The 8,048-nt window shown below is 67.4% G+C and carries 7 protein-coding genes and 1 pseudogene; all 8 read right to left on the bottom strand.

All coding sequences use genetic code 11. The features are described 5' to 3' along the window. A pseudogene (locus ACM14_RS31875) lies at nucleotides 1–105 on the bottom strand (electron transfer flavoprotein subunit beta/FixA family protein); the annotation flags it as partial. A 122-nt stretch (nucleotides 106–227) separates the two neighbouring features. Continuing rightward, nucleotides 228–1,202 (bottom strand): nitronate monooxygenase family protein, encoded by a 975-nt coding sequence (locus tag ACM14_RS27065; protein WP_012203331.1) that lies wholly within the window; start codon nucleotides 1,200–1,202, stop codon nucleotides 228–230. 7 nt (nucleotides 1,203–1,209) lie between these two features. Continuing rightward, nucleotides 1,210–2,223 carry a tripartite tricarboxylate transporter substrate binding protein gene (locus tag ACM14_RS27060; protein ID WP_013804144.1) on the bottom strand — a complete coding sequence of 338 codons (1,014 nt, stop codon included), beginning with the start codon at nucleotides 2,221–2,223 and terminating at the stop codon, nucleotides 1,210–1,212. Nucleotides 2,224–2,288: 65 nt separating this feature from the next. Then, nucleotides 2,289–3,308 (bottom strand): tripartite tricarboxylate transporter substrate binding protein, encoded by a 1,020-nt coding sequence (locus ACM14_RS27055; protein ID WP_065347872.1) that lies wholly within the window; start codon nucleotides 3,306–3,308, stop codon nucleotides 2,289–2,291. A 118-nt stretch (nucleotides 3,309–3,426) separates the two neighbouring features. After that, nucleotides 3,427–4,683, bottom strand: a complete 1,257-nt coding sequence (locus ACM14_RS27050) for a CaiB/BaiF CoA-transferase family protein (RefSeq protein ID WP_013804146.1) — start codon at nucleotides 4,681–4,683, stop codon at nucleotides 3,427–3,429. Nucleotides 4,684–4,725: 42 nt separating this feature from the next. After that, nucleotides 4,726–5,526: an oxepin-CoA hydrolase, alternative type gene (locus ACM14_RS27045; RefSeq protein WP_013804147.1), complete on the bottom strand. Its 801-nt coding sequence runs from the start codon at nucleotides 5,524–5,526 to the stop codon at nucleotides 4,726–4,728. Between the two features lie 16 nt (nucleotides 5,527–5,542). Next, on the bottom strand, nucleotides 5,543–6,679 hold the full coding sequence (locus ACM14_RS27040; protein WP_065347871.1) for an acyl-CoA dehydrogenase family protein: 1,137 nt from the start codon (nucleotides 6,677–6,679) through the stop codon (nucleotides 5,543–5,545). 22 nt (nucleotides 6,680–6,701) lie between these two features. Next, nucleotides 6,702–7,898, bottom strand: coding sequence for an acyl-CoA dehydrogenase family protein (locus tag ACM14_RS27035; protein ID WP_065347870.1), 1,197 nt, complete (start codon nucleotides 7,896–7,898; stop codon nucleotides 6,702–6,704). Nucleotides 7,899–8,048 lie beyond the last annotated feature (150 nt).

The raw sequence follows: 8,048 nt of genomic DNA, 5'->3' as shown, positions 1-8,048 counted from the left end.
CATGCTCATCTTGACGTTGGCGATGTCCACGCCCGTGCCGTCCGACTTCACGCGGACCTTCACGTTGTAGTCCACGACACGTTTGACGGGTACAAGGATTTTCATGAGAAAGCTCTTTCCTGGTTTTTGAAGTACGACCTACGCAAGAAGGAACAAGGCAAGCGGCTTGCCATGGGGCGCAGCACGTTGTCGCATCCTGTTTGCGTAAGCCCTGTGAAGATGGGCGGTCAGCGGGCCAGGCCTGCCAACCGCTCGTTGATCAGTGCATGGGCCTGGTCCATGATGCCGGAGATCAGCTGCTGGACCGTGGGCACGTCGTTGATCAGGCCGGCCACCATGCCACAGGACCAGACGCCTGCGTCCATGTCGCCGTCATGCATGATGCGCGGATAGACGCCGGCCACCTCGGGCGCGATGTCGGCAAAGGTGATGGCCGCGCCCAGCTCGCGCTCCTTTTGCAGCAGGCGCTCGGTGGCCGGGTTGGTCAGCACGCGCTCGGTGTTGCGCAGCGGACGCATGACAAGGCGCGTGTCCAGCTCGCTGGCCGCGACGATGGCCTGCTTGACGTTGTCGTGCACGGGCGCTTCCTGGGTGGCGATGAAGCGCGTGCCCATGTTGATGCCTTCGGCGCCCAGCGCCAGCGCAGCCACCAGCGAGCGGCCGTCGGCCATGCCGCCCGAGGCGACAAAGGGAATCTTCAGTTCTTCGGCCGCGCGCGGCAGCAGGATGAAATTGGGAATGTCGTCCTCGCCCGGATGGCCGCCGCATTCGAAGCCGTCCACGCTGATGGCGTCGCAGCCGATGGCCTCGGCCTTGAGCGCATGGCGCACCGAGGTGCACTTGTGGATGACCTTGATGCCGGCTTCCTTGAGCGCGGGCAGCCATTTCTGCGGGTTGTTGCCCGCCGTCTCCACGACCTTGACGCCGCCTTCGATGATGGCCTTGACGTAGCCCGGGTAGTCGGGCGGGTTGACCGAGGGCAGGAAGGTCAGGTTGACGCCGAAGGGCTTGTCCGTCATCTCGCGGCAGCGCGCGATCTCGCGCGCCAGCAGCTCGGGCGTGCGCTGGGTCAGGCCCGTGATCAGCCCCAGGCCGCCCGCGTTGGAGACGGCGGCGGCCAGCTCGGCCAGGCCCACATGGTGCATGCCGCCCTGGATGATGGGGTGCTCGATGCCAAAGAGTTCGGTGATGCGTGTCTTCATGTCGATGTCACTCCACTGCAATGCCCTTGTCGCGGATCAGCTGGCCCCAGCGCGTGTAGTCCTGCTGGATGCGCTGGCCCAGTTGGGCGGGGTTCTGGTAGGCGGCGATGGCGCCTGCGTTGAGCAGCTTTTCCTGGATGTCCTTGTCGGCCAGGATCTGCTGCACTTCGCTGGCGATGCGGTCGACCACGGCCTTGGGCGTGCCCTTGGGCGCCAGCAGGCCGCCCCAGGAGACAGCGTCGTAGCCCTTGATGCCCTGCTCGGCAATGGTCTTGGTGTCGGGCAGCATGGCCACGCGCTGGGGCGATCCCACGGCGATGGCGCGCAGCTTGCCGGCCTGGATGTGGGGCAGCGCGGCCACGAGGTCGGCATACATGATGGGCACCTGGCCGCCGATGGTGTCGGTGATGGCGGGCACGCCGCCCTTGTAGGGCACGTGCTGCATGTCGAAGCCGGCCATCTGCTTGAGCAGCTCCATGCTCAGGTGGCCGAAGCTGCCGGCGCCCGAGCTGGTGTAGTTGAGCGCGACCTTCTGCGCCTTGGCGTGGGCGATCAGGCTCTTGAGGTCGGTGACGTCGGGCAGCAGCGTGGGGTTGACCACGATGACGATGGGCAGGTCATAGACCGTGGCCACGGGCGTGAAGTCCTTGACGGTGTCGTAGCCGGCCTTCTTGTACAGGTGCGGCGCCAGCAGCGTGGGCGTGGCCAGCATCATCAGCGTGTAGCCGTCGGCCGGGCTCTTGGCGACCTGCACGGCCGCGATGGAGCCGGAGGCACCAGGGCGGTTTTCCACCACCACGGTCTGCTTGAGACGCTCGCCCAGCTTCTGGCCCACGATGCGCGATGCCGTGTCGGTGGGGCCGCCCGCCGGGAAGGGCACGACCAGCCGCAGCATCTTGCTGGGCCAGCCGGTCTCGGCCAGGGCGCCGCCAGCCATGCCGGCCAGCAGCGGGGCTGCGGCCAGGGCCAGAACGCTGCGCCGCGTGGGGCGTGCCGGGGATGCGGGATTGCGCGTGTACATGAAGTCTCCTCTCAAAGCTGTCTCAGCAGTCGTCGGTAGCGGCCCGCTGCCGCGGGCCGGAAAAATCAATCAAGCTTCGCGCCAGCCTCATCGACCAGCGCCTTCCAGATCGGCATGTCGCGCTGGTAGTTCTCGCGGAAGGCCTGCGGGCTGTTCATCAGCGGCATGAAGCCTGCTCCCACGGTGCGCTCCAGCACCTTGGGGTCCTTGGCGATTTCGCGAAGGTGGCCGTAGAGCTGGTCCACGATCTCCTTGGGCACGCCGGCCGGTGCGCCCATGGCCACCCAGCCGTAGATGGCGTAGGCGTCGTCGGTGACGCCCTGCTCATGGATGGTGGGCAGCTTGGGCAGGATTTCCATGCGCTCCTTGCCGGTGACGCCGATGGCCTTGAGCTTGCCCGAGTCGATGAAGGGCTTGGTGTTGAGCGCGCTGGAAAAGCACATCTGCAGCTGGCCGCCGATCAGCTCCTGGATCATGGGCGCCTCGCCCTTGTAGGCGGCATGGGTCATGTCGGCGTCCATGGTCTTGCTCATGTAGGCACCGGCCAGGTGGGCATACGAGCCCACGCCCCAGGAGCCATACGAGAGCTTGCCCTTGTTGGCCTTCACGTAGGCCAGCAGCTCCTTCATGTTGTTGGCCGGCACCGAGGGATGGACCACCAGGGTGACGGGCGCCGCCGCGATCTGGGTGACCAGGGCGATGTCCTTTTGCGGGTTGTAGGGCAGCTTGGTGTAGAGGAACTGGTTGATCAGCATGGAGGTGCTGAGCGAGACCAGCAGGGTGTGGCCGTCGGCGGGCGCCTTGACCACGGCGTCCGTGCCCAGGATGCCGGCCGCGCCCGCGCGGTTGTCGATGACCACGGGCTGGCCCACGCGCTTGGCCAGGGCCTCGCCGATGGTGCGCGCAATGATGTCGGTGGCGCCGCCCGCGTTGAAGGGCACGACCACGCGGATGGGCTTGGTGGGCCACGCTGCCGGCTTGCCGGCCTGTGCGAGGGCGCTGGTGGCGCCCGTGGCCAGCAGGCTGGTGCCGCCGATGGCGGCCAGCCCTTGAAGAATGTCGCGGCGTGTGACTTGGTTGCTCATGGTTTTGTCTCCTGGGTATTGCTGTCTATGGGTGCCGTCTTGGTGCGGCATGCAAACCTGGCGGGTCGGGAGCCGGGCATCAATGGCCCCCGTGGAATCAGTCGCGTGATCGGTCCTCTTATCCCTGTTGCGCAGGCGTCTCGGGCAGGGTCAGCACGCCCTTGGACTGCAGCTGCTGCAGCTGCTCGTCGCTCATGCTCAGCAGCCGGTGCAGCACCTCGCGCGTGCCCTCGCCCAGCGTGGGCGGTGCATGGCGGATGGGCAGGCGCTGGCCGTCCAGGCGGTAGGGCGGCGCGAACACGGGCGTGGTGCCGACCACGGGGTGGGGCATGTCCTGCAGCAGGCCGCCACGGCGCGTGCGCTCGCTGGTCAGGGCCTCGTGCAGGCCGGCCACGCGGCCGCAGGGGATGCCGGCGGCCGTCAGGCGCTCCAGCAGCAGATCGCGCGGGAAGGAGCGGATCAGTTCCTTGAGCATGGGGCCCAGCTCCAGGCGGTTCTTGGCGCGGTTGACGTTGGTGGAGAAACGCGCGTCCTCGACGATGTCGGGGCGCATCACCACCTGGCGGCAGAACTTGTCGAACTGGGCGTTGTTGCCCACGGCGATGATCAGCGGGCCGTCGGCCGCCTCATACATGCCGTAGGGAACGATGGAGGGGTGGGCATTGCCGTAGCGCTCGGGGTCATGGCCGAGCTGCATGGCGTCCAGGCCGTAGTAGCCGGTGATCATGATGCCGCTGTCGTACAGCGCCATCTCGATGAGGCGGCCCTTGCCCGTGCGCTCGCGGCGGAACAGCGCGGCCAGGATGGCCTGGGCCGCGTACATGCCGGTCATGAGGTCGACCACGGCCACGCCGAACTTGAGCGGCGGCGTGCCGGCCTCGCCGTTGAGCGCCATGAGGCCGGCCTCGCCCTGGATGACCAGGTCGTAGCCGGGGCGCTTGGCCTCGGGGCCGCTGCTGTCATAGCCGGCCACGGCGCAGTAGATGATGCCGGGCTTGATGGCCTTGAGCTGTTCGTAGCCCAGGCCCAGCTTCTCGGCGCCGCCGGTCTTGAAGTTGTGGATGACCACGTCGAACTGGGGCAGCAGGTCGTGGACGATCTTCACGCCCTCGGGGGTCTGCAGGTCCAGCGTGATGGACCGCTTGTTGCGGTTCATGCTGTTGTAGTAGGTGGTCTCGGTCTTGCCAATGCGCAGGCCCCAGTCGCGCGTGTCGTCGCCGCGGCCCGGGTGCTCGACCTTGACCACTTCGGCGCCGAAGTCGGCCAGCACCATGCCGCACAGCGGCCCCGCGAACACGCGCGAGAGGTCGAGCACGCGCACACCCTCCAGCGGGAAGTCGATGTCCTGGTTCTGATCGTTGTGGCTGTCGGCCATGTGCGTTGTCTCCTTGGAAAGTCTTTTAGGTCTTGAGCGGTTTCAGCCGCGCAGCTTGGTGAAGTCGGCAGCGCGCTTTTCGAGGAAGGCGCCAATGCCTTCGCGCGATTCCTCGCTCTCCTGCGAGCGCACCATGTACTGCGCCTCCAGCTCCAGCTGCTCTTCCAGCGTGTTGCGCGGCGCCTGGCGGCACAGGTCCTTGATCAGGGCCATGGCCTGGTCGGGGCCGGTGGCCACCTGGGCGGCCAGCGCCACGGCGTCGGCCTGGGCCTGGCCCGGTTCGGACAGGCGGTTGACGGGGCCCAGGGCATGCAGGCGCTCGCCGCTGATGCGCTCGCCGGTCAGGCACAGCTCGGTCAGCACCTGGCGCGAGACGAACTCGGCCAGGAAGGCGGTGGCGCCGCCATCGGGCGTGAGGCCGACCTTGACGTAGGCGACCGAGAACACGGCGTTCTTCGCCGCCACCAGCATGTCGCAGGCCAGGGCCAGCGACAGGCCCGCGCCGGCCGCCGCGCCTTCGACGGCGGCGATCACGGGCTTGGGAAAGTCGCGCACGCTGCGGATCAGGTCATGCAGGCCTTCGAGCTTGGCACGTCGCTCCTGCACCGGCAGCTCGCGGCGCTTGGCCAGCTGGCGCAGGTCGCCGCCCGCGCAGAAGTGGCCGCCCTCGCCCGTGAGCACCACGGCGCCCACGGTGGGGTCGGTCGCCGCGCTCTTGAGCGCCGCCGAGACGGCCGCGTAGAACTCGGGCGACAGCGCATTGCGCGCGGCCACGTTGTTGTTGGACAGCACCAGCACGGCGCCTTCGCGGCGGGTCAGCAGGACTTGGTTCGCTTCGGTCATGGCGGCTTTCCTTGGCTCAGTGTTGCGAGCCGAGTGCGATGTAACGCGACAGATGGTGGTCCTCGTCGCCGAACTGGTGGTCGATCATGACCAGGCGCTTGGCGTAGTGGGCCAGGGGCAGCTCCCAGGTCATGCCGATGCCGCCATGCATCTGGATGCTTTCCTCGGCCACCAGGGTGCCGATGCGGCCGATGCTGTACTTGGCCGCCGACAGGGCCTTCTCGCGCGCCACGCGGTCTTCGTCCGCAATGGCGGCGGCCGCGTTGATCACGGCCGAGCGCGCCTGCTCCACTTCCAGCAGCAGGTCGGCCATGCGGTGCTGCAGGGCCTGGAAGCTGCCGATGGGCACGCCGAACTGCTTGCGCGTGCGCAGGTACTCCAGCGTCTGGTCCTTGGCCACGTCCATGGCGCCCACGGCCTCGGCGGTCAGCGCCAGCACGGCGTAGCCGCTGACACGTTCCAGCAGGGACAGGCCCTGGCCTTCTTCGCCCAGCAGGGCGTCTGCGCCGACCTGCACCTTGTCCAGCACCAGCTCGGCGGCGCGGCCGCCCTCGATGCGGTTGTAGCCACGCTTTTGGATGCCTGCGGCATTGCCGGGGACCAGGAACAGGCTGATGCCGGCCTCGTCGTACTGGCTGCCCGAGGTGCGGGCCGAGACCAGCAGCAGGTCGGCCTTCTCGCCGAAGGCGACCACGCCCTTGGTGCCGTTCAGCACCCAGCCGTCGCCGCTGCGCACGGACGTGGTGGCGACGTTGTTGAGCTCGTAGTGGCTGCCGGGCTCGTCATGGGCCAGGGCCGCGATGGACGTGCCGCCGATGATGGCTGCCAGCTGTTCCTTTTGCGCATCGCTGCCGGCCGCGATCAGGGCCTGGCCCACGACCAGGGCGCCCAGCAGCGGCTCGGCCACCAGGCCGCGGCCCAGGCATTCGAAGACCACGCTGATGTCGAAGCCCTGGCCGCCGAAGCCGCCAGCGTCCTCGGGGAACAGCGCGCCGATGGCGCCGATGTCCGCGAACTGTCCGTACAGCAGCGGGCTGTGGCCTTCCTCGCCATAGGCGACGTGGTTGCGCGCCTCGATGGCGTACTGCTCGGAGACGAAGCGGTTGAGGCTGTCCGCCAGCATGCGGCGGTCTTCGGTGTGTTCGAAGTTCATGTTCCGTTTTCCTTGCTGCCGATCACAGGCCGAGGATCATCTTGGAGATGATGTTCTTCTGGATTTCGTTGGAGCCGCCGAAGATCGACAGCTTGCGGTAGTTGAAGTACGCGGCGGCGGCCGTGGCGGCAGCCGCGTCGCCGATGGCAGGCTGGTCGTAGCCGGCCTGCAGGGCCTCTTCGATGAAGGGCGCGGCGTAGGGTCCCATGGCGCGGCGCACCAGGGACAGGATTTCCTGGCGGATCTCGGTGCCGCGGATCTTGAGCATGGAGCTTTCGGCGCCCGGCACGCCGCCGCCGGCCACGGCGGCGATCACGCGCAGGTTGGTGGTCTTCATGTTCTCCAGGTCGATCTCGACCTTGGCCAGGCGGGCCGCAAACAGCGGGTCCTGCGTCAGCGGCTTGCCATTGCGCAGCATGCGGCCGGCGACGGCCTTGAGCTTTTCCAGGCCGGCCACCGAGAAGCCCACGCCAGCGATGTTGGTGCGCTCGTAGGTCAGCAGGTACTTGGCGTAGGTCCAGCCCTTGTTCTCCTCGCCGACCAGGTTCTCCACGGGCACCCTGACGTCGGTGAAGAAGACTTCGTTGACCTCGTGCTCGCCGTCCAGCGTGATGATGGGGCGCACTTCCACGCCGGGCGAGTTCATGTCCACCAGCAGGAAGCTGATGCCCTGCTGCGCCTTGGCCTCGCGGTTGGTGCGCACCAGGCAGAAGATCATGTTGGCGTGCTGGCCCAGCGTGGTCCAGGTCTTCTGGCCGTTGACGATGTAGTGATCTCCATCGCGCACGGCCGACGTCTTGACCGAGGCCAGGTCCGAGCCCGAACCCGGCTCCGAATAGCCCTGGCACCACCAGTCGGCGCCATTGAGGATGCGCGGCAGCCAGTGGGCCTTCTGCACCTCGTTGCCGTACTTGATCAGGACGGGGCCCAGCATGCTCAGCCCGAAGGGCACGATGCGCGGCGTGCCCGCCAGTGCGCATTCATGCTCGAAGATGAATTTCTGCACCGCGCTCCAGCCCGGGCCGCCGTGCTGCTCGGGCCAGTGGTTGGCCAGCCAGCCGCGCTCGTTGAGGATGGCGTGCCAGCGCTCCATGTCCTGCTTGCTCAGCTGCAGGCCATTCTTGACCTTGTGCGACAGGTCCTCGGGCAGCTTGTCCTTGAGGAAGCCGCGAACCTCGTCGCGGAAGGCCAGTTCTTCAGTCGTAAATTGCAAATCCATTGCTATTCCCCAGTAATCCGTGGCGTTGTAAGCCGTTTGCAGCCCTGAAATTGGCGTGCCCTAAGCGAGGGACGCCGAGCAAGGGCCGCCCCGCAGCAAGGGCGTCGTTCCCCTCCCGCGAAGCGAGAGAGGGGGAAGCGGCGCCAGCCG

The sequence above is a fragment of the Delftia sp. JD2 genome, assembly GCF_001682645.1.
In the GTDB taxonomy this organism is placed as follows: domain Bacteria; phylum Pseudomonadota; class Gammaproteobacteria; order Burkholderiales; family Burkholderiaceae_C; genus Comamonas; species Comamonas acidovorans.
The sequence above is the reverse complement of the archived record's forward strand: the minus strand, read 5'-3'. Positions and strand labels throughout refer to the sequence as shown.

Bases quoted from the DNA above. Each gene is read 5' to 3' on its own strand.
- ACM14_RS27065 (WP_012203331.1), bottom strand. From the start codon at position 1,202: ATGAAGACACGCATCACCGAACTCTTTGGCATCGAGCACCCCATCATC.
- ACM14_RS27060 (WP_013804144.1), bottom strand. From the start codon at position 2,223: ATGTACACGCGCAATCCCGCATCCCCGGCACGCCCCACGCGGCGCAGC.
- ACM14_RS27055 (WP_065347872.1), bottom strand. From the start codon at position 3,308: ATGAGCAACCAAGTCACACGCCGCGACATTCTTCAAGGGCTGGCCGCC.
- ACM14_RS27050 (WP_013804146.1), bottom strand. From the start codon at position 4,683: ATGGCCGACAGCCACAACGATCAGAACCAGGACATCGACTTCCCGCTG.
- ACM14_RS27045 (WP_013804147.1), bottom strand. From the start codon at position 5,526: ATGACCGAAGCGAACCAAGTCCTGCTGACCCGCCGCGAAGGCGCCGTG.
- ACM14_RS27040 (WP_065347871.1), bottom strand. From the start codon at position 6,679: ATGAACTTCGAACACACCGAAGACCGCCGCATGCTGGCGGACAGCCTC.
- ACM14_RS27035 (WP_065347870.1), bottom strand. From the start codon at position 7,898: ATGGATTTGCAATTTACGACTGAAGAACTGGCCTTCCGCGACGAGGTT.